Here is a 19,591-nt window from a genome sequence, read left to right on the forward strand (position 1 = left end):
TTGTGCCTGCCATCGGCCGACGGCGTGCGATATGCCGACGAAACTCTCGTCACATTTATAACCCGCGACGACAGCGGCCCCGCCTCCCGAATGCGAGAGGCGGGGCCGCTGTGTTCACGTGGTGGTCGAGAAGACGATCAGAAGGCCGCTTCGTCGAGCTCCATCACGTCGTTGTCCAGGTTGGACAGCACGGTGCGGGTGGCGGTCAGCTCCGGCAGGACGTTGCGGGCGAAGAACTGCGCGACCGCGACCTTGCCGGTGTAGAAGGCCTCGTCGGAGCCGGTGGCGCCGTTGTCGAGCGCCTTGATGGCGATCTCGGCCTGACGCAGCAGCTGCCAGCCGATCAGCAGGTCGCCGACCGCCATCAGGAAGCGGACCGAACCCAGGCCGACCTTGTACAGCTCCTTGACGTCCTCCTGCGCACCCATCAGGTGACCGGTCAGGGTGGCGGCCATGGCCTGCACATCCTCGAGCGCGGTGGCCAGCAGCTTGCGCTCGCCCTTCAGGCGGCCGTTGCCGGCCTCGGACTCGATGAACTTCTGCACCTGGCCGGCCACGTGGGCCAGCGCCACGCCGCGGTCGCGGGCGATCTTGCGGAAGAAGAAGTCCTGCGCCTGGATGGCGGTGGTGCCCTCGTACAGCGAGTCGATCTTCGCGTCGCGGATGTACTGCTCGATCGGGTAGTCCTGCAGGAAGCCGGAGCCACCGAAGGTCTGCAGCGAATCGGTCAGGTACTGGTAGGCCCGCTCCGAGCCGACACCCTTGACGATCGGCAGCAGCAGGTCGTTGACGCGGAACGCGAGGTCCTTGTCGGCGCCCGAGACCAGCTGAGCGATGTCCTCGTTCTGGTGCGCGGCGGTGTAGAGGTAGATGGCGCGCAGGCCCTCGGCGTAGGCCTTCTGCGTCATCAGCGAGCGGCGCACGTCCGGGTGGTGGGTGATGGTGACGCGGGGCGCGGTCTTGTCGGTCATCTGGGTCAGATCCGCACCCTGCACCCGCTGCTTGGCGTAGTCCAGCGCGTTCAGGTAACCGGTCGACAGGGTCGCGATGGCCTTGGTGCCCACCATCATTCGGGCGTTCTCGATCACGTCGAACATCTGCGCGATGCCGTTGTGGACCTCGCCGACCAGCCAGCCCTTGGCGGGCACGCCGTGGCCGCCGAAGGTGACCTCACAGGTGGCCGAAACCTTCAGGCCCATCTTGTGCTCGACGTTGGTGACGAACACGCCGTTGCGCTCGCCCAGGGTCTGGGTCTCGAAGTCGAAGTGGAACTTCGGCACGAAGAACAGCGACAGGCCCTTGGTGCCCGGGCCGGCGCCCTCGGGGCGGGCCAGCACCAGGTGGAAGATGTTCTCGAACATGTCGTCGGAGTCACCGGAGGTGATGAACCGCTTGACACCCTCGATGTGCCAGGAGCCGTCCTCCTGCTGGATGGCCTTGGTGCGGCCGGCGCCGACGTCGGAACCCGCGTCGGGCTCGGTCAGCACCATGGTGGCGCCCCAGTTGCGCTCGACGGCGATCTCGGCCCACTTCTTCTGCTCGTCGGTGGCGTTGTTCCAGAAGATCTGGCCGAACGGACCACCGGCGGCGTACATCGCGACGGCCGGGTTGGAGCCCAGGATCATCTCGTTCAGGGCCCAGACCACCGAACGCGGCGCGGGCAGGCCGCCCAGCTCCTCGTTCAGGCCGACCTTGTTCCAGCCGGCCTCTTCGTAGGCCTTGAAGGACTTCTTGAACGACTCCGGAATGGAGACGCTGTGGGTGGTGGGGTCGAACACCGGCGGGTTGCGGTCCGCGTCGGCGAAGGACTCGGCGACCGGGCCCTCGGCCAGGCGGCGTACCTCGTCGATGATGTTCTTGACCGTGTCGGTGTCCAGGTCACCGTAGGCGCCGGAATCCAGCACCGAGCCGATGCCCAGCACCTCGAAGAGGTTGAACTCCAGGTCGCGGACGTTGCTCTTGTAATGGCCCATCTCTGTTACTCACTCTCCGTTGAGTCGGTGCGGGTCGGTGTGTGCCGTTCCCGCCCATGTGTCTCCACACCGGGTGTCGGACGGAATATCCGCCTTCTACTCGCGGGTAACTTACACCGTATATTACCGATGAGTAATGGGCTTGGAAAGCGCTGACCGGGCGATGTGACGAGATGAACACCCGGGCCCCGCCTCACCGCAATCACCCGCCGCGGGTGAGGTGTCCGCGCGCGGGTGCGGGCAGGGTTTCGGCAGGGTAGTTCACCTGCGCCGAAGGAGGCCGCTGTGCCGGATTCGAAGCCGAACATCCTGGTGATCTGGGGCGACGACATCGGGATCACCAATCTCAGCTGCTACAGCGACGGCCTGATGGGCTATCGCACGCCCAACATCGACCGGCTCGCCGAGGAGGGCATGCGGTTCACCGACTCCTACGGCGAACAGAGCTGCACGGCCGGGCGGGCCTCCTTCATCACCGGGCAGAGTGTCTATCGCACCGGCATGAGCAAGGTCGGGGTGCCGGGCGCGGGTATCGGGCTGGCGCCCGAGGACCCGACCATCGCCGAACTGCTGAAACCGCTCGGCTACGCGACCGGCCAGTTCGGCAAGAACCACCTCGGCGACCTCAACAAGTTCCTGCCGACGGTCCGCGGCTTCGACGAATTCTTCGGCAACCTCTACCACCTCAACGCGGAGGAGGAACCCGAACTGCCGGACTATCCGCACAAGGACGCCTATCCGCGGTTGTACGACCTGCAACGCCCGCGCGGGGTGCTGCACTCGTGGGCGACCGACGAGGACGACCCCACCGAGGATCCGCGCTTCGGGCGCGTCGGCAAGCAGCGCATCGAGGACACCGGCCCGCTGACGAAGAAGCGGATGGAGACGATCGACGAGGACGTGGCCGAGGCCTGCGTGGACTTCCTCACCCGCCAGCAGCAGGCGGGCACCCCGTTCTTCGTCTGGCTGAACTTCACCCACATGCACCTGCGCACGCATACGAAACCGGAAAGTGTCGGGCAGGCCGGATTCTGGCAGTCGCCGTACCACGACACGATGATCGACCACGATCGCAATGTGGGCCGCGTGCTCGATGCCCTCGACGAACTCGGGCTGGCCGACGACACGATCGTCATCTACAGCACCGACAACGGCCCGCACGCCAACACCTGGCCCGACGGCGCGACCACCCCGTTTCGCAGTGAGAAGGACACCAACTGGGAGGGTGCGTTCCGGGTGCCGCAGGTGATCCGCTGGCCGGGCCGCATCGCGGCCCGCTCGATCTCCAACGACATAGTGCAGCACCATGATTGGCTGCCGACCCTGCTCGCCGCGGCCGGTGAACCCGATGTCGTCGAGAAGCTGAAGCAGGGATACGCGGTGGGCGACAAGACGTTCAAGGTCCACATCGACGGCTACAACCTGTTGCCCTATCTCACCGGCGCGGCCGAGCACAGCCCGCGGCGCGGCATGGTCTATTTCTCCGACGACTGCGATGTGCTCGGAATCCGGTTCGAGAATTGGAAGATCGTGTTCATGGAGCAGCGCAAACAGGGCACGCTCGGTATCTGGGCCGAACCGTTCACCCCGCTGCGGGTGCCGAAACTGTTCAATCTGCGCACGGACCCGTTCGAGCGGGCCGATGTCACCTCCAACACCTACTGGGACTGGTTCCTCGACCACGATTACATCGCCTTCTACGGGACGGCCATCTGCACGGCGTTCCTGGAGACGTTCAAGGAATTCCCGCCGCGACAGGAACCGGCGTCGTTCACGATCGATCACGCCGTCGCCAAACTGCACGACTTCCTCGCGCGGGACTGACGATGGCGGTGTCGCTGGAATCCTGGAACGACGGGGAAACCACCTCCGCCATAGTCGATTTCGTCGCTCGCGTCACCGATCGCGACGGATCCGGATATGTCGAACCGTCCGCACGGATCGCGGTATTCGACAACGACGGCACCCTGTGGTGTGAGAAACCGATGCCGATCCAGCTCGATTTCACCATCCGGCGACTGGCCGAAATGGCGGAGCAGGAACCGGAATTGCGCACGCAACAGCCGTGGCGGGCGGCCTACGAGCAGGACCTCCAGTGGCTCGGTGCGGCGATGGTCAAGCATTATCACGGTGACGACGACGATCTGAAGTTGTTGATGGGCGCGGTGACTCGCGCCTTCGGCGAGATCACCGTCGAGGACTACGACGCGCGGGTGGCGGCATTCTTCGCCGACGCCGCCCACCCGACTCTCGGCCGCCCGTACCACGGCTGTGGTTTCGCGCCGATGGTCGAATTGCTGTGGTACCTGCGCGACAACGGATTCACCACCTACATCGCCTCCGGCGGCGACCGGGATTTCATGCGCCCGGTCGCGGGTGATCTCTACGGGGTGCCGCCGGAACGAGTGATCGGCAGTGCGCTCGGGCTGACCTATCGCGAACAGGAAGGCCGCAGCGACCTGCTCTACAAATCCGCGATGGACTTCTTCGACGACGGACCGGAGAAACCGATCCGAATCTGGAGCCGGATCGGCCGCCGGCCCATTCTGTCGGTCGGCAATTCCAACGGCGATCTGCCCATGCTGTCGTTCTCCGAACTCGCGGGCGCGCCGTCGCTGCGCATGCTCATCCTGCACGACGACGCCGAACGCGAATTCGACTACGTCGCCGGCGCCGAGGATGCCCTCGCGCACGCGCGTCGCAACGACTGGACGGTGATCAGCATGAAAAATGACTGGGCGCAGATCTTCACACCCGATTCGTAGGAACGGCCCGTGACTGTGAATATGTCGATCGCCACCGACGTACGCCAGATACCAGCACAGACCTTCACCATGGGTTCCGACCGTCACTATCCGGAGGAGCGGCCCGCCCACCGGGTGGCCGTGGACTCCTTCGCCATCGAGACTCGGCAGGTCACCAACGCCCGGTACGAACGGTTCGTCGCCGAAACCGGATACCGCACCGTCGCCGAACGTCCGCTCGATCCGGCCGACTTCCCGGGGGCGCCGGTCGAGAACCTGCAACCCGGCTCGATGGTGTTCACCGGGACCTCCGGCCCGGTCGACCTGCGGCATCTGAACCTGTGGTGGCGCTGGACGCCCGGCGCCTCGTGGCGCCATCCCGAAGGGCCCGGGTCGTCGATCGCCGACCGGCCCGACCACCCGGTGGTCCATATCGCGCACGAGGACGCGGCCGCCTACGCGATATGGCAGGGCCGGGCGCTGCCGACCGAGGCGCAGTGGGAAGCCGCGGCCCGCGGCGGTGTGGACGGCGCCGAATTCACCTGGGGTGAGGAGGGCGAAGCGGGTGATGCGCGACTGGCCAACTATTGGCACGGCGCATTCCCGTGGCGCCCGGACCCCGGTTACGGTCGCACCGCTGCCGTCGGTTCGTATCCGCCCAACCCCTATGGCCTGTTCGATATGGCCGGCAACGTGTGGGAATGGACCGACGACTGGTACGCCGAACGCCATCCGGACGGCGGCGGATGCTGCGTCCCGCGCAATCCGCGCGGTGGGGACCGGGAACGGAGTTTCGATCCGCGTCAGCCGCAGTTCCGGGTGCCGCGCAAGGTGATCAAGGGCGGTTCGTTCCTCTGCGCCGACAGCTACTGCCGCCGGTACCGGCCCGCGGCGCGGCGCCCGCAGATGATCGACACCGGCATGAGCCATATCGGCTTCCGGTGCGTGGTCGCGGCGAGCTGAACGGCGATTACCGTGGACCACGTGCGCATCGAGACGACTGCGGGGGATGCCGGGGTGGAGATCGAGCGGGGTACCGGCGATCGTTTTCTGCTGCTGCTCACCCACGGTTCCGGCGGCGGGGTGGAGGCCGGGGATCTGCTGGCCGTCCGCGATCGCGCGGTGGCGCTGGGCGGGGTGGTCGCGCGGGTGGTCCAGCCGTATCGCGTCGCCGGGCGCCGGGCGCCGGGATCGGCGACCGTGCAGGACGCGGCCTGGCTCGAGATCGTCGCCGCCCTGCGGGACCGGGTACCCGGCGTACCGCTGATCCAGGGCGGTCGCAGCAACGGCGCCCGGGTCGCCTGCCGGACCGCCGTGGAAGCCGACGCGAAAGGCGTACTGGCCCTGTCTTTCCCATTGCATCCGCCCGGCAAGCCGGAGAAGACGCGGCGTGATGAACTGGTGGCAGCGTCCGCGCACGTCGATGTGGTGGTGATCAACGGCGAGCGCGATCCCTTCGGCATTCCGGATCCCGCCGATGCCGCCGAGGTGAAAGTCGTTCCTCGCCAGCCGCATTCCTTCCGCGCCGGATTCGATCTGATCGCGCAGACGGTGGAACCGTGGCTGCGCCGGTGGGCGACGCTGGATTGAGCGGAGCCGAAAATCTCTGCGGACCACGAAATCTCAGGTCCCAACTCCGGGAATACCCCGATGTCTTGCCGGGATCCGGGAGGTAATTTCGACTGCGGTCGGGATTTCGAGAGGAGAGTGATCCATGATCGCAGGCCCGATTCGCGCCGCTCGCCGTCCCGTGGCCGGTCTCGCACTGGCTGTCCTCGCCGCGACCGGTATCGCCGTCGCCGGGGCGGGGGCGGCCGAAGCGAACGTTCCGTGTGGCGCGGCCCCGCCGTGCACTGCCGACGGCTTCGGCTCCGACGGGTTCAACGCTCAGGGTGTCGACCGGTTCGGCCGCGATCGCTCGGGCTTCGACCGGTCCGGATACGACTCGTTCGGCCGCGACCGCTCGGGCTTCGACCGGTCCGGATACGACTCACTCGGTTACGACCGGTTCGGGTACGACCGCTATGGCCGTGACCGATTCGGCCATGACCGATTCGGTGACGACCGGACCGCTCCGCCCGCACAGTCCCACGGACCGGCGCCGCTACCCACCGGCAGCGCCGGACTGTGAGGCGTCGCCACCCCGGATCACGCGTCCGGGGTGGCCGTCGCTTGCTCCTCGAGATCGGGCACGGTCGCGGTGGCGACCACGAGGGCGTCGATAGCGTCGCGCCCCTCGGTCTCGCGGATCACCCGCTGCGCGGTGTCGACCCGGATATGTTCTGCCGCAGCGAGATCCGCAACCACATCGTCGGGAGTGAACAGGATCGCCGGATCCTGTGGCCCGCCGTAGCCGTCGGCGATATTGGTGGTGTCGTGGCCGAGGACGAGAAGGGTGCCACCCGGGCTCAGCCGCTCGGCCGCCGAGAGCAGCAGGGTGCGCCGCTGTTCGGCCGGCAGGTGGATGTAGACGGCGAGAATCAGTTCGAACGGGCCGTCGATCCCGGCTCCGGCCAGATCGGTGACGTCCGCGCATTCCCAGTCGATCCGGCTGCGAACCGAACGCGACAGCCGCGAGGCGACCGTGCGCCCCTTGTCGATGCCGACCTGGGAGAAATCGACCGCCCGCACCTGCCAGCCGTGCGTGGCCAGCCACAGCGCGTGCCGCCCCTCGCCGCATGCCAGATCCAGGGCACGCGGCAGTTCCGGCGGCTCCTCTCCGGGCGCATCGGGCACCAGGTGGACGCGGCGCTCCAATCCGAAGATGTGCTCGACGACCGTCGCGTTCGGCGGTGCGCCCCACACCAACTCGCTCTGCGCATAGCGCTCGTCCCACTCGGCGGCGTCCATGGGGCGAGTCTAGCCAGCCACAGCGCGACGCCCGGCCGAGCGGAACCCGGCCGGGCGTGGGCTGTTCGAGGCGAACTACAGCGTCGTGCGCATGAGGACGACGTTGTACTGGCTGTGCACCGTGGTGAGGAAGTACAAGTCCCGCCCGGTCTGGTACGGGAAGATCGAGGGGGCGTACGCGGTCGGCAATTCGCGCGTATCGATCAGCACCTCCGGCTCACTCCACGGTCCCTCCGGGGAAGACGCCCGGCGCATCACCACCGAATTCCACGGATCGGTGGTCAGCATGACGAATTGTCCGAGGTAGTCGTTCCACATCACCGACATCTCGGCTACGCCGCCGGTGATCGGGCGGGCGGCGTTCACATCGTTCTTGCGCCAGGCCCCGCCGTCCCAGTACTCGTATTCGGCGAGATTCTGGATGTCGTTCTCCCGTACGCGCGCGACGTAGGCGAAGTGATTGCGGCCCGAGGGCGTGCCGTATTCGTACACCCAGCCGCCGCTCTTCACGAAGGCGTTCATCTGGAAGTTGGCATTGCCACCCTCGTTGGGCCGGCGGGTGAAATCGAGGTCGGCCCAGGTTTCCCCGTTGTCGGCGGAAGCCGCCAGGCCCGAGTAGTTGGTGGTCCACTGGCCGACGTCGTCCCAGCTCTTCACCGACATCAGGCTCATGTACTGCACGCCGTTCACCGAGATTCCCGCGGTCGGGATGCGGCTGATCTCGATGAACGGAATCTTGGGGCTGGGAATCAGATCCCGCGCCTGGCCGAACACGTCGCGCACGGCGCTGTCGAAATAGATGCCGCCCGAGGGATCCTGGGTGTGACTGCGCACCAGGATATTGCTGCGCCACGCCCAGAAACTGCCAGCCAGCAGATTCGGCAGCCCCACGCCGGCGGTATCGCCGAAGGCGGTGAGCATCTCGCCGCGGCCGTTGTCCCACATGATTCCCAGGTCGGTGCCGAGGACGTTGTAGTTCTCGGTGGCGTTCGGGCTGGCCATTCCGGTGACCTGGAATATCGCTCGCGAACGGCCGGCCAGATTCGGTAACCCGGTGGTGCCGTTGAGAACCGGAATCGGATTGATGGCATTCGGGTTGGCGGCCGCGGGCGCGGTCACGGTCAGAAGGACGGCCGAGGCGCCCGCTATCGCGGACAGCAGGACGGATACGGTCTTGGACAAATGCAGCCCTTCCCGTTCTCGCCGATGCGCCCCCGTTCACCGGCTTCGCTGGCAAAGTGTGAAAATGCTAACAGCGAATCGCAGGTAAATGGGTTTCCCGCTCGCACTTTCGGGTAATTCCCGGGTCGGCGGTGTGTCCCTTTGTCGGATCTACCGACGGCCGAGCGCCTGCCGGACCAGAAGTGGTATCTGGGTCGCCCGTTCGATTCCCAGGGTGCGGCGGGTGCCCGCATGCCAGGTGCGCTCGAACAATTGTTTGGCGGCGGCGACGGCGGGTGCCGGGCGCGCCGCGATCCGATCGGCCAATTTCTCGGCATCGGCGCGCGGATCCTCGCTGACCTCGGTGATCAATCCGATGCGGGCGGCATAGGCGGCGTCGACGGGGTCGGCGGTCATGGTCAGCAGCAGCGCCTTGTCCACGCCGATCAGGCGCGACAATGTGACCGCGCCCGACATATCCGGGATCAGGCCGTGGGCGACTTCCATCACGGCGAAGTCGGAATCCGGTGTGGCGAAACGGATATCGGCCGCCAACGCCAATTGCAGTCCGCCGCCGAAACAATGGCCGTGCACCGCCGCGATCACCGGCTGCGGCAGTCGCCGCCACGCCCAGCACGCCTCCTGAAAGGCATTGGTGCCCAGCCACGGTAGCGGCAGGAAATTGCGCACGATACTCAGCGGGTCGCCGGTCGCCTTCGCGATATCCAGACCACTGGAGAAACTGGGCCCGTTGCCGGCGAGGATGACGGAGCGAATCTCGTCGCGTTTTCCGATCACCCGCGCCACCCGCACGAGATCGTTCAACATGTCGATGGTGAGCCCGTTGTGTTTGTCGGGCCGGTCGAGTTCGACGTAGGCACGATCACCGTCGAAGGTCAGGGATACGTCGCTCATCGCTCACTCCGTGCTGATCGGGTCGGCCTACCCGCGGTTACCCGTGGGTAGGCATCTGCTCGAGGATTATCTTCGCGCAACCGGCCGGGTCGTCGTAGAACGGGGTGTGGCCGCTGCCCGGCAGGGTGACGTGCCGGGCCTGGGGAAGCCACTGCCGCGCCCGCCGGCTCTGCGTCCGATAGGTGAGCAGGATGTCGCGGTTGCCCCAGGCGATCGTGACCGGAATGCGGGCGAGGCGCCCACCGTCGCGCAGCCGCGCGTGATCGAAAGAGGCCAGGGCCGAACGGAATCCGGGGGCGCCGAGGACGCCGTCCACGGTCTCCACCGCGGTCCGGGTGTCCAGCGCCCACGGCCGGCCGAACACGATGCTCAGGAAGGCGGTCCGCCCGGCCGGCGTGCCGAGGATGGCCGGCAGTTGCTTGCGCAGCCCCCGGCCCAGGGTGGCCGCGCGGGCGAGCGCCTGCTGACACCAGATGCGCCCGGCGTCGGACCAGAAGCCGATCGGTGAATACGCCGTCACCGAACTCGCCCCACCGCGGGCCCCGAGGTTCAGCGCGATCAGGCCGCCCATGGAGTTGCCGGCGAGGTGGGGATGTTCCAGGCCCTGTTCGGTGAGGAATGCGTGCAGGGCGTCGGTGAGGGTGTCGACCGTGGTGTGCGGTAGCGGGTCGGACCCGCCGAAACCGGGTAGGTCGACCGCGATGACGTCGAAGTGGGCCGCCAGCGTGTCGATGACCGGTTCCCACACCTGCCAGCGACTGCCGACGCCGTGGATCAGGACCAGTGGTTCACCGGTGCCGACCCGGTGATGGTTCAACATCATTCGAAACTCCCACACCGATACTCGGACGCCGACGAGGAACGGGGACACCCTAGCAATCATTGGCGTAATGCCAACAGAGGTCGCGACCCCGTGGACGACGGTTCCGTCAGGGGCGCCGTTGTGAAGGCTCCGTGTTCGCGACACTCGGACTGTTGTCCGGCCGCGTGATGCGGCAGTATCACCTGCGCGGTTCGTGTCCGGTCCGCCGGAGCGCGCCATAGCTGATACGCCTGAGAATTGAGGAACAGTTGAGGATTTCGCTGATCGCCGCCGTCTGCATCGCCCTGCCGCTGCTGGGTGCGTGCGGCTCCGACAAGGATTCGGAGCCGACCGTCACCCAGGCCGACCTGTCGAAGTCCCTGCAGTCCAGCGGCCTCAAGGATGCGAAACTCGCCGATTGCGCCGCCAAACTCTATGTGGACGAAGGCATTTCGCAGGACGGCCTGCGCAAGATGACCAAGCCCGGCAGTACTGCCCAGGTGGCCGACGGTTCGATGGGCGGCCTGAGCAAGGAGGACTCCGACAAGGCGCGCGCGGCGACCCAGAAGATCGCGACCACCTGCGTCGCGGCGCCGCAGTAGCACCGCGCGACGATCACCGATCGCTCGACGAGTTCGCCCGCCCGAACGCCCCCGGACCGATCTACCGTGGGGTATGGCCACAGCGGAGTACCAGCACCTGCTCGTCGAGCGCAACGGTGAGACCGTTCGCATCACGATGAATCGGCCGGACCGGCGCAATGCGCTCTCGGCCGAGCATCTAAGGGAGTTGTTGTCGGCATTTCGCTGGGCGGGCGGCAGTGATGCCAGCGGGATCGTTCTGGCCGCGAACGGTCCCGTCTTCTCCGCCGGGCACGATTTCGCCGATGTCGCCGCCCGTGACCTGCTCGGCGTCCGCGACCTGCTGACCCTGTGCACCGAGGTCATGTCGACCGTCGAATCCGTGCCCCAGGTCGTGGTCGCGCGTGTGCACGGCCTGGCCACCGCCGCCGGATGCCAGCTGGTGGCCTCCTGCGATCTCGCCGTGGCCGCCGAATCGGCCGGCTTCGCTCTCCCGGGCGGTAAGGGCGGCTGGTTCTGCCACACCCCGGCCGTTCCGGTGGCCCGGGCGATCGGCCGCAAACGCCTGATGGAACTCGCCCTCACCGGCGATCCGATCGATGCCCGCACCGCCGCCGACTGGGGACTGATCAATCGCGCCGTCCCCGATGCCGATCTCGATCGGGCGGTCACCGACCTGCTCACCAGGGCCACCCGGGGTAGCCGGGCGAGTAAGGCGCTGGGCAAACGGACGCTGTACGCCCAGCTCGACCGCCCCGAGGACGACGCCTACGCGATCGCACTCGAGGTCATGGCCGCCGCGTCCCAGCTGCCCGGTGCGCGCGAGGGTATGGATGCCTTTCTGACCAAGCGCACGCCGATGTGGCCGGACTAGGCCGGCCGTCGGCGGGAGGGCGCCGATTCGGCCGAAATCGAGCCGAATCGGCGTCGGTCTAGTGTCCCGCGGTGTTCGGGTCCTGCTGGGCGAGCACGAAGGTGCCCTGCCCGTCCGGACCCAGTCCGGTGTCGAGAATCTTGTCGTCCAGGAAGTCGACGACGTGCTCGTCGAGGAAGACCCGCGGGCCTTCCGCATTGAGCACCTGATCCTGGTCCGACGGCCCCGCGGCTACTGCGAGCTGCAGGGTCTCCGCGCCGTCGTTGGTGGAGATGCGCAGTCCCGCATCGTCGGGCATCCCGTCCGCGGAGGTGATGGTGCGAACGGCCTCGATGGCAGTGGGCGTGAGCATGAGCATCTGTCCGGTTTCCTTCCGCCGTCGTCACAGGTCACGGTCGGTGCTGTACATCCGTGCCGTGGACCGGCCCTCCGACCCGGCCGCTCGACGTCCACGGCACCCAGCACCTCGGGAGGGGTAGCCACGATTCGCCCCGCCTAACCTTCCGGCCGGAATCAGCGCTGTACGCGGGGCTCGGGTGTTTCGGTCGCCGCGGTCGCAGGGATCTCGCCGTGCGGCGGATCGAGGTGCCGTTCGGCATCGACCTCGGCGCCGGCTGATGAAGACTCCGGCCGACGACATCGGCTGTCCGTGGTTCACCGGCAGCCGATGTGAAAGAGAGACAAGGGAATTCGTCCGGATGGACGTATCGCGTACCCGATGGGCGCTGCCGCGGGGAAGAAGAGAGCCGGTGACGGGAATCGAACCCGCACTCTCAGCTTGGGAAGCTGATGTTCTACCACTAAACTACACCGGCCGGTGCGTGAGGCACTGCAGAGAAGATAGCAGAGGCCGTCCCCGAGGTCACAACTTCCCACCTAGAACGGCACGGCCCCCGATCAGCGAGTTGCCACCCGGCCAGGCGACCGTCGCGGCGGTCGCCCGGGCCGGGCGATGCGGTTGCTACATCACGGGCAGCGGCGGCGATTTCGGGAAGACGACCGGCAGCGAGGTCAGTGCCCGGTGGAACGGACCGGGCCGCCATTCCAGTTGTGCGGCCGGGACGGCCAACTGGATCTCCGGGAGTGCGTCGAAGAGTTGGTCGATGGCGTTCTGGACCGTCAGATAGGCCACCGATTTGGCGGGGCAGGCGTGCGGTCCGGTGCTCCAGGCCAGATGCGAACGGTTGCCGATACTGCTCGCTGCTTCGCCGCGGATCTTCGGATCGTTGTTGCACGCCGCGAGGCTGATCAGGACCGGCTGGTTGGCGGGCAGCCACACGCCGTCGATCATGATCGGCTGCCGGGGATAGGTGGTGCAGAAGTTGGCCATCGGCGGGTCGTTGAACAGGATTTCGTCGAGGGCGTCGGTGGTGGACAGGTTGCGGCCGAGGATGTCGCCGAACCGGAATCGCTCATCGGTGAGGATGAGCATCAGCGCATTGTTGATGAGGTTGCGCTGGGCCTCGAAACCGGCGCCGTAGAAGGACATCAGCTGGGCGAACACCTCGATATCGTTGAGGCCGTTCGGATGATGGGCCAGCTGTGAGGTGACGTCGTCGCCGGGCTGCTCGCGCCGGAACGCGATGAGTTCCATGAGCGCTTCCTTGAGCATGTCCATCCCCTGTTGACCCCTGACGGTGTCGAACCGGGCGGCCATGCCGTTGGCGACTCGGGTCCCGATGTCGGCGGGACAGCCGACCATCCGGTTGAGGACCTCGAGGACGAGCGGGAACGAGTACTGCATGACGAGATCGGCGGATCCCTGCTCACAGAAGGAGTTGACCAGGGGAACGGCAACCCTTTCCACGATCGCGGGCACGCTGTGGAGGTCGATGTGGTCGATCGCGGCGACCGACGGAGCGCGGTAGCGGGCATGGGCCGGACCGGTGTTGTACCGGGCCGCCGGAAACCACTCCATCATCGGGCGCACGGGTGAATCCTGCGGAATGGTCTTCTGCCAGGTGCGCGGATCGGAGGGAAAGTGGTCCGGGTCGTTGAGGATGCGAACCGCGACGGCATAGTCGATGACCAGGGTGGCAGCCACACCGGGGGCGATCTCGACGGGAACGAGGGAGGGGTACTGCCCGCGCATCTCGCGATAGGCGGCGTGTGGATCGGCGACGAATTCGGCTGTGTACATCGGGAATCGGTCGTCGTCGGCATCGAAGGGCGAGCCGTGCTGGACGGGGCATATTCCGGTCGCCGTGGTGTAGGGCTCGGGGAGGGGTGACTGTGGTGTGGTCAAAGACGGGACTCCAGACGGATGGAACAGAAATTCGACGAGAGCTCGGCGGGTGCGGCACGTGTCGCACTCACATGGGCGGTGCGAGGAAGACTGTATGCCGGACCGTCTCGACGCCCACAGATCTGCAGACTTCGATGACCTGTCGTGCGGTGCCTGGCGGTTCGCCCACGCAAGCAACATAGCAGCGACGCGGGGACGGTGTCTGCGAACGTGGGAGGAGGGCTGCCGCCACCGGCGCCCGGAGTCGATCGGATGTGCTTGTGGTTCAGTGCTTTCCGCTCATATCCGGCGTCTGCACCGCCGCGGCCACGACGTCCGGATCCGGGTCGTGCTCCGAGTCCGGTGCGTGCGGCGGACGCGACGACAGGTCGCCGCCGCGCGATATGCCGAGCAGACGGAGCATCGGCGCGGTCGAGGCGGTCGTCACCAGGGCCATTATCACCAGCAGTGAATACAACTGGGTGCCGATGAGGCCGCTCGTCAAGCCCACGTTCAGAATCACCAGTTCGGTCAGACCTCGGGTGTTGAGCAGCGCTGCCACGGCGGCGGCCGCCCGCGACCGCATCCCGGTCAGTCGGCCCGCGACGTAGACGCTGCCGACCTTTCCCACCACCGCCACACCGATGACCGCGATCAATTCGCCGATCGAGGTCGCGTCGACCGAGCCGAGATCGACGGCCAGCCCGGCGATCACGAAGAAGCCGGGCATCAGCAACAAGCACAGAATTCGCACACCGGACTCGACCGTCCGGCGGCGTTCGCGCGGGAATATGACACCGAAGGCGAAAGCGCCGAAGATCAGGTGCAAGCCGATCCATTCGGTGATCGCGGCGAGCCCGAGTGCACCACCCACGCCGAGCACGATCATCGTCTGCTGGGTGCCCGATTCCGAGATCCGGGCCAGCAGCGGTCGCACGAACCACCACAGCAGTCCGACCAGTGGGAGGAGCAGGACGAGCCGCCACTGCACGCCACCCGGGTGCGCGAGTGCGAGTACGACGGCGAGGACCGACCATGCCACGACGTCGACCAGCGCCGCGCAGGCCAGGCTGAGCTGTCCGATCTCGGTGCGAACCAGATTGCGGTCGTGCAGGATTCGCGCCAGCACCGGAAAGGCGGTCACCGCCATCGCGCAGCCGACGAACAGGGCGAAGTGCAGCCGGTTGCCGGTGGTGTGGCGTGCCAGGACGGTGATCGCGACCGCGCCTCCCAGCGCGAAGGGGATCGCGTAGGCCGCCGCCGACACGGCGGGTATCGAACGGCGGGCACCGCGGAAGATCTCCCGATCGAGTTCCAGACCGGCGACGAACATGAACACCGCCACTCCGATATTGGCGAGCAGCGCCAGATACGAGCGTCCGGCTTCGGGAAACAGGGTGGCGGACAGGTGATGTCCGATGACGGTCGGACCGGCGAGGATTCCGGCCGCGATCTCGCCGATGACCGGTGGCTGCCCGATCTTTTCGGCGAGCCAGCCGAGCAGGTGTGCGGCCGCCATGATGAGAACCAGGTCGAGTAGGACCGTGATGGTGGGAGCAGGCACTCAGTTCTCCTCGGAGACATCATCTCGCAGCGCCGGTTCCGGCAGCGGACCGGTCGTGTGCGCGGGTGGGACGACCGCGGGATGAAAAACTTCGCGGATATAGCACACGGGATGGCGGCCGAGCGTCATGATGTATGCCCTGGACGCACTGGGCCGGCCGTCCGGCCACGGCCGGATGCCCGCCCAGAGCAGGCGGCGGCGCTGGGGCAGGCTGCGGGTGAGCAAGCCGTGGCCGATCGGCATCCGGACATCATCGATGCCACTGGCGGCGGCCGACTGTGGCACGGCCACAACGTAATTGATCGAGACGGTCGCCAGCGCGGGGGTGACCAGACGGGAGCGCCGGACCAGCGCGCCCTCGGCATCCTGCAGCCGGAGTTCGTCGACGATGAAGGTGGGCAGTGTGCGGGGCGGAACCTGGTGCTGGCGCAGGACGTGCACGCTCAACGTCGTCTCGAGGATGTGTTCGAGCGCCGTCGTCGTGAAGCCTTCGCCCGACAGCAGGGATCGGGTTGTGGGGTGGTGGAATCGCTCGATCTGCGTGGCCGGGTTCGTCCGGAATCCCGGCCCGCTGGGCGTCGGTTCGCTCAGCGGGCCGGGGACGGATCCTGTGACGGTCACTGTCGACTCCACGTCTCGGTGCGCACCGGGAGTCCTGGTGAGGTCACCGCTAGAGTGCGGCGCCGGCGCCCTTGCGGGGCGGTTGGACCGGCAGCGCCACGGCCTCGCGCTCGGCGTCGGAGCGCGGGCGGCTCGTCAGGCCGAACACCGGTTCGGTGGTGATGCGGATCTCGCCCATCTCGGTGTCGGACAGCGGATCACGCCAGTGGTCCCAGACCGGCGACATATCCAGTCCGCCCATGTACTTGATGTTGACCCCGTCGGTGTCCGGGGCGGTGTGCAGGCGCTCCGCCTCCGAGACGATGACCTCGGTGCCGGTACGGTCCTGTTCGCCCGTGGTCTCGCCGACGTCGGTCAGACCGGCCATGATCCGGGTGAACGACTGTTCGGGTGAGTCGCCGTCGTGGACGTCGGTGAGCTTGTGCGCGTGCGCGAAGTATTCCTCGGAACCGATGTAGTGCTCGTACATCCGGGAGACCAGGGAGAGGAACCGGGTGTAGCCGCGGCGGTAGGTGTATTCGTAGTACGCCAGCGCATCGGTCTCGGACATCTCACCGCGCAGTGTGGTCGCGATCGCCGCCGCGGACACGAGCCCGGAATAGGTGGCGAGGTGGACTCCGGTGGACAGCAACGGGTCCAGGAAGCATGCCGCGTCGCCGACGAGGACGTAGCCGGGGCCGCAGAACCGGTCGGCGACATAGGAGTAGTCCTGTTCGGCCCGCACGTCGGCGATCTGCTCCGCACCCTCGAGCATTTCGCACATCGGCTTGCTCTCCCGGATGGTCTCCAGGTAGTACGACTGGCGCGAATCGTGCCCGCGCAGCTTTTCCGCGGCCACTCGCGCCGAAATCACATAGCCGACGCTGGTACGACCGTCGGCGAGCGGAATGTTCCAGAACCAGCCGCCCTCCGGAGTCGACACCACGTTGATCGCGCCCTCCGGGCTGTCCGGGTGCAGATGTGCGCCCTTCCAGTACGACCAGACCGCGACGTTGCGGAAGGCGGGATGTTGGCGACGCATGCCGAAGTGCTTGGCCAGCAACCCGTCTCGGCCGGTGGCGTCGACGAGGAAGTCGAACTCGGCGGTGTGGACGGTGTCGTCGCCGGCCTTGACCCATTCCGCGGCGATCGGACGCTCACCGTCGAACAGGATGTTCTTGACGGTCGCCTGTTCGATGACCTGCGCGCCCTGGTCGGCCGCGTTGCGCAGCAGGAGGTCGTCGAAGGTGGCTCGGTCGACCTGCCAGGACCATGCCTCGGCATCGACGAGCTTGGACCAGTCCAGCAACCAGGTGTCGTTCTGCCACTGGAAGTAGCCGCCGCGTTTGATCTGGAAGCCGTGCGCGGCGACCTTGTCGTAGGCGCCGGATATCCGCAGCGTGGACAGGCACGAGGCCAGCAGTGATTCTCCGATGTGGTAGCGCGGGAACGTATCCCGCTCCAGGAGGGTCACCTGTACTCCGGACCGTGCGAGCAATGCGGCGGCGGTGGACCCCGCCGGGCCGCCGCCTACCACCAGAACGCGCGGAATTTCGTTGTTCCCCATAGCAACTCCCTGGAACTGCGTACGAACGGACGGTGCGCCGGATCGGCTACCGGACCTGGTCCGGATGGCATGTCCTACGACAAACCCGAAACCTCCGTAGCCGCTTGTTAACTCGAGCTCGGCACACGGGAAATCAGTTTATCAGCAGTACTTGAATCATCAAGGGAAACAGCAAGTTTCGATGCAAGTACACACCGTCAATGAGTAGCCAGACGATAGCTACTGAAGGTACGAGAATGCCGCTGTCGGTGATGCGCGGCTAGGGGTCACGACAGGGGACGCGACGTTGCGTTACGTGAGTACCGTTATCGGCGAGCAAAGCGGAAGAGACGGTGACGACTGCCCGACACGGGGTTGCGGTTTCGGTTGGTCACATCCGGCATCACCCCACTTCCACCAACTGATCCAGAGTAAGGCCTTTGTCCGGTTCTCGCGTGGCATCCGCCCGATTCCGGCGGTCCCCTCGGGTGTATGCCCTGGTGGCGAGGTGTGCGATGCAGAATCCTTGGGGCCGAACGAGATTGCGGTATGCGCGCGAGGCGACGGGCGCCCGGGGCCGGGCCACGGTGCCGTGGGTCAGGACGCTGACGCACGGCCCCGCGACCCGTGCCGTGGTGCTAACCGGTGGTCGTCTCGGCGGTCAGTGCCGCGGTCGTCTCCGCGGCTCGCTGCGCGTCCGCAACACTGCAGCGGCCGAGGCCGCACGCGGTCGCGACGCCGAATGCGGTGCGCCCGGCCGCCTGTTCGAACAGTTGCAGGGCGTGAGCGCTGTCGTCGGCGGAATCGGGTGACACCACCCCCGCGATGACGTTCCAGTCCGGGTCCAGTCGGCGCAGGGGCGCATAGAACGCGGCGTCCTGCGGCGCGGGTTCGGCACCGAACGCACACGGAATGTGCACTGCCGGAAAGGGAGTGCCGGCTGCGCGCAGCCGGCGTGCGGTGTGCTTCAGCAGGGTGACCGCGGGCGCCAGCGAACGCGGGTTGAGCAGCGCCTTGTGCTGGTAATCGCCGTAGCACAGGTGGACCACCGCCTGTGCCCCGATCTCGTGTATGCCGGTGAGTACCCCGGCCAGCTGGCGAGCCAGCAGCGGCCCCGCCGCCCATTTCGCGCCCAGTTGGTCGGCCTTGACCATGCCCAGCAGCGCGAACGGTGATTCGACCTGCCAGACCACGCGATCGCCGTAGCGCGCGTTCACCTCCGCGATCTCGTGCAGTGCGGCCTCGGTGAACACCGGCAGATGCCGCAGCGCGGCCGCGAGGAGATCGGAGCGGCGCAGTGCCGGACCGAGCGGGAAACCGTTCGACACCGCCGCACCGGCGAAGACGAACATCGCCAGATCCAGCGGATTGGGCTGGCTCAGTTGCAATCTCGTTCCGTCCAGTTCGGGCCGCCCGGCGCGCACCTCGTCGAACGCGGCTACCACGGCGCCGATGCGGTCGAGCCGGTCCATCGCCACGTGCCGTGGTTCCAGCTTCGCCCCCGGGCGCAAGCCGTAGCTCGGGAAATCGCTGTAGTCGGAGTAATCGCCGGTGCGGACGACCTCGAAGACGTCCTCGTGCTCTCTGCGCCGGCGGAGGTAGTCGAGGATCCAGTCCGGATCCAGATCACAGGGCAATCCGGTCACGGGATGGCCCGCACTGCGATCGGCGAACCACTGCAGCACCGCAGCATCCCCGGTCATCAACTCGGCTGGAACACTTCCGACATAATGCGCACACCTGGTCATCGCACTCCT

General features: G+C 66.9%; 18 protein-coding genes and 1 tRNA gene. 7 read left to right on the forward strand and 12 right to left on the reverse strand.

The window, feature by feature from the left end; genetic code table 11:
- Positions 1 to 137: 137 nt before the first annotated feature.
- Positions 138 to 1,973: an acyl-CoA dehydrogenase gene (locus AC5592_RS07180; protein ID WP_036506814.1), complete on the reverse strand. Its 1,836-nt coding sequence runs from the start codon at positions 1,971 to 1,973 to the stop codon at positions 138 to 140.
- Between the two features lie 285 nt (positions 1,974 to 2,258).
- Between AC5592_RS07180 and AC5592_RS07185 the strand changes: the two genes are divergently transcribed.
- The 5 genes from AC5592_RS07185 to AC5592_RS07205 all read left to right on the forward strand — a co-directional run bounded on the left by AC5592_RS07185 (position 2,259) and on the right by AC5592_RS07205 (position 6,848).
- On the forward strand, positions 2,259 to 3,797 hold the full coding sequence (locus tag AC5592_RS07185; protein ID WP_036506811.1) for an arylsulfatase: 1,539 nt from the start codon (positions 2,259 to 2,261) through the stop codon (positions 3,795 to 3,797).
- Between the two features lie 2 nt (positions 3,798 to 3,799).
- Positions 3,800 to 4,738, forward strand: a complete 939-nt coding sequence (locus tag AC5592_RS07190; RefSeq protein ID WP_036506808.1) for an HAD family hydrolase — start codon at positions 3,800 to 3,802, stop codon at positions 4,736 to 4,738.
- A gap of 21 nt (positions 4,739 to 4,759) precedes the next feature.
- A complete protein-coding gene (locus AC5592_RS07195; protein ID WP_063063748.1) occupies positions 4,760 to 5,680 on the forward strand; it encodes a formylglycine-generating enzyme family protein in 921 nt (306 codons plus the stop codon).
- A gap of 21 nt (positions 5,681 to 5,701) precedes the next feature.
- Positions 5,702 to 6,307, forward strand: a complete 606-nt coding sequence (locus tag AC5592_RS07200; protein WP_036506796.1) for an alpha/beta hydrolase family protein — start codon at positions 5,702 to 5,704, stop codon at positions 6,305 to 6,307.
- A gap of 124 nt (positions 6,308 to 6,431) precedes the next feature.
- Positions 6,432 to 6,848 carry a hypothetical protein gene (locus AC5592_RS07205; protein ID WP_063063749.1) on the forward strand — a complete coding sequence of 139 codons (417 nt, stop codon included), beginning with the start codon at positions 6,432 to 6,434 and terminating at the stop codon, positions 6,846 to 6,848.
- Positions 6,849 to 6,865: 17 nt separating this feature from the next.
- On the opposite strand, the gene AC5592_RS07210 is transcribed toward AC5592_RS07205, so the two are convergent.
- From AC5592_RS07210 to AC5592_RS07225, 4 genes are all read right to left on the reverse strand, one after another.
- Positions 6,866 to 7,567 carry a class I SAM-dependent methyltransferase gene (locus AC5592_RS07210; RefSeq protein WP_063063750.1) on the reverse strand — a complete coding sequence of 234 codons (702 nt, stop codon included), beginning with the start codon at positions 7,565 to 7,567 and terminating at the stop codon, positions 6,866 to 6,868.
- 75 nt (positions 7,568 to 7,642) lie between these two features.
- Positions 7,643 to 8,749, reverse strand: coding sequence for a glycoside hydrolase family 183 protein (locus tag AC5592_RS07215; RefSeq protein WP_063063751.1), 1,107 nt, complete (start codon positions 8,747 to 8,749; stop codon positions 7,643 to 7,645).
- Positions 8,750 to 8,899: 150 nt separating this feature from the next.
- On the reverse strand, positions 8,900 to 9,643 hold the full coding sequence (locus AC5592_RS07220; RefSeq protein ID WP_036506751.1) for a crotonase/enoyl-CoA hydratase family protein: 744 nt from the start codon (positions 9,641 to 9,643) through the stop codon (positions 8,900 to 8,902).
- Between the two features lie 37 nt (positions 9,644 to 9,680).
- Positions 9,681 to 10,466: an alpha/beta fold hydrolase gene (locus AC5592_RS07225; protein WP_063063752.1), complete on the reverse strand. Its 786-nt coding sequence runs from the start codon at positions 10,464 to 10,466 to the stop codon at positions 9,681 to 9,683.
- Positions 10,467 to 10,714: 248 nt separating this feature from the next.
- On the opposite strand from AC5592_RS07225, the gene AC5592_RS07230 reads away from it, so the two are divergent.
- Together AC5592_RS07230 and AC5592_RS07235 are read left to right on the forward strand one after the other, a co-directional pair.
- Entirely contained in the window at positions 10,715 to 11,047 is a 333-nt protein-coding gene (locus AC5592_RS07230) for a hypothetical protein (RefSeq protein ID WP_036506745.1), read from the forward strand.
- Positions 11,048 to 11,120: 73 nt separating this feature from the next.
- Positions 11,121 to 11,900 (forward strand): enoyl-CoA hydratase-related protein, encoded by a 780-nt coding sequence (locus tag AC5592_RS07235; RefSeq protein WP_063063753.1) that lies wholly within the window; start codon positions 11,121 to 11,123, stop codon positions 11,898 to 11,900.
- Positions 11,901 to 11,958: 58 nt separating this feature from the next.
- Here AC5592_RS07235 and AC5592_RS07240 read toward each other — a convergent pair whose 3' ends face one another.
- The 7 genes from AC5592_RS07240 to AC5592_RS07270 form a co-directional block, all read right to left on the reverse strand.
- Complete coding sequence (locus AC5592_RS07240; RefSeq protein WP_036506738.1) at positions 11,959 to 12,258, reverse strand: hypothetical protein; 300 nt, start codon at positions 12,256 to 12,258, stop codon at positions 11,959 to 11,961.
- 386 nt (positions 12,259 to 12,644) lie between these two features.
- Positions 12,645 to 12,715: transfer RNA gene (locus AC5592_RS07245), tRNA-Gly, on the reverse strand.
- 146 nt (positions 12,716 to 12,861) lie between these two features.
- Positions 12,862 to 14,145 carry a cytochrome P450 family protein gene (locus AC5592_RS07250; RefSeq protein WP_063063755.1) on the reverse strand — a complete coding sequence of 428 codons (1,284 nt, stop codon included), beginning with the start codon at positions 14,143 to 14,145 and terminating at the stop codon, positions 12,862 to 12,864.
- Between the two features lie 265 nt (positions 14,146 to 14,410).
- The gene (locus AC5592_RS07255) at positions 14,411 to 15,688 is read right to left on the reverse strand and encodes a cation:proton antiporter (RefSeq protein ID WP_063063756.1); all 1,278 of its coding nucleotides are present in this window, start codon (positions 15,686 to 15,688) and stop codon (positions 14,411 to 14,413) included.
- A complete protein-coding gene (locus AC5592_RS07260) occupies positions 15,689 to 16,309 on the reverse strand; it encodes a hypothetical protein (RefSeq protein ID WP_036506733.1) in 621 nt (206 codons plus the stop codon).
- Positions 16,310 to 16,358: 49 nt separating this feature from the next.
- The gene (qhpG, locus tag AC5592_RS07265) at positions 16,359 to 17,855 is read right to left on the reverse strand and encodes a flavin-dependent monooxygenase QhpG (protein WP_036506730.1); all 1,497 of its coding nucleotides are present in this window, start codon (positions 17,853 to 17,855) and stop codon (positions 16,359 to 16,361) included.
- A gap of 617 nt (positions 17,856 to 18,472) precedes the next feature.
- A complete protein-coding gene (locus AC5592_RS07270) occupies positions 18,473 to 19,537 on the reverse strand; it encodes a hypothetical protein (RefSeq protein WP_036506727.1) in 1,065 nt (354 codons plus the stop codon).
- Positions 19,538 to 19,591 lie beyond the last annotated feature (54 nt).

It is taken from the genome of Nocardia violaceofusca NBRC 14427, assembly GCF_963869435.1.
Taxonomy (GTDB): Bacteria; Actinomycetota; Actinomycetes; order Mycobacteriales; family Mycobacteriaceae; genus Nocardia; species Nocardia aobensis.

What these genes read in the sequence shown, in the direction of transcription:
- AC5592_RS07180 (WP_036506814.1), bottom strand. Translation starts at nt 1,973, where the DNA reads ATGGGCCATTACAAGAGCAACGTCCGCGACCTGGAGTTCAACCTCTTC.
- AC5592_RS07190 (WP_036506808.1), top strand. Translation starts at nt 3,800, where the DNA reads ATGGCGGTGTCGCTGGAATCCTGGAACGACGGGGAAACCACCTCCGCC.
- AC5592_RS07195 (WP_063063748.1), top strand. Translation starts at nt 4,760, where the DNA reads ATGTCGATCGCCACCGACGTACGCCAGATACCAGCACAGACCTTCACC.
- AC5592_RS07205 (WP_063063749.1), top strand. Translation starts at nt 6,432, where the DNA reads ATGATCGCAGGCCCGATTCGCGCCGCTCGCCGTCCCGTGGCCGGTCTC.
- AC5592_RS07210 (WP_063063750.1), bottom strand. Translation starts at nt 7,567, where the DNA reads ATGGACGCCGCCGAGTGGGACGAGCGCTATGCGCAGAGCGAGTTGGTG.
- AC5592_RS07220 (WP_036506751.1), bottom strand. Translation starts at nt 9,643, where the DNA reads ATGAGCGACGTATCCCTGACCTTCGACGGTGATCGTGCCTACGTCGAA.
- AC5592_RS07225 (WP_063063752.1), bottom strand. Translation starts at nt 10,466, where the DNA reads ATGATGTTGAACCATCACCGGGTCGGCACCGGTGAACCACTGGTCCTG.
- AC5592_RS07235 (WP_063063753.1), top strand. Translation starts at nt 11,121, where the DNA reads ATGGCCACAGCGGAGTACCAGCACCTGCTCGTCGAGCGCAACGGTGAG.
- AC5592_RS07240 (WP_036506738.1), bottom strand. Translation starts at nt 12,258, where the DNA reads ATGCTCATGCTCACGCCCACTGCCATCGAGGCCGTTCGCACCATCACC.
- qhpG (WP_036506730.1), bottom strand. Translation starts at nt 17,855, where the DNA reads ATGGGGAACAACGAAATTCCGCGCGTTCTGGTGGTAGGCGGCGGCCCG.
- AC5592_RS07270 (WP_036506727.1), bottom strand. Translation starts at nt 19,537, where the DNA reads ATGACCGGGGATGCTGCGGTGCTGCAGTGGTTCGCCGATCGCAGTGCG.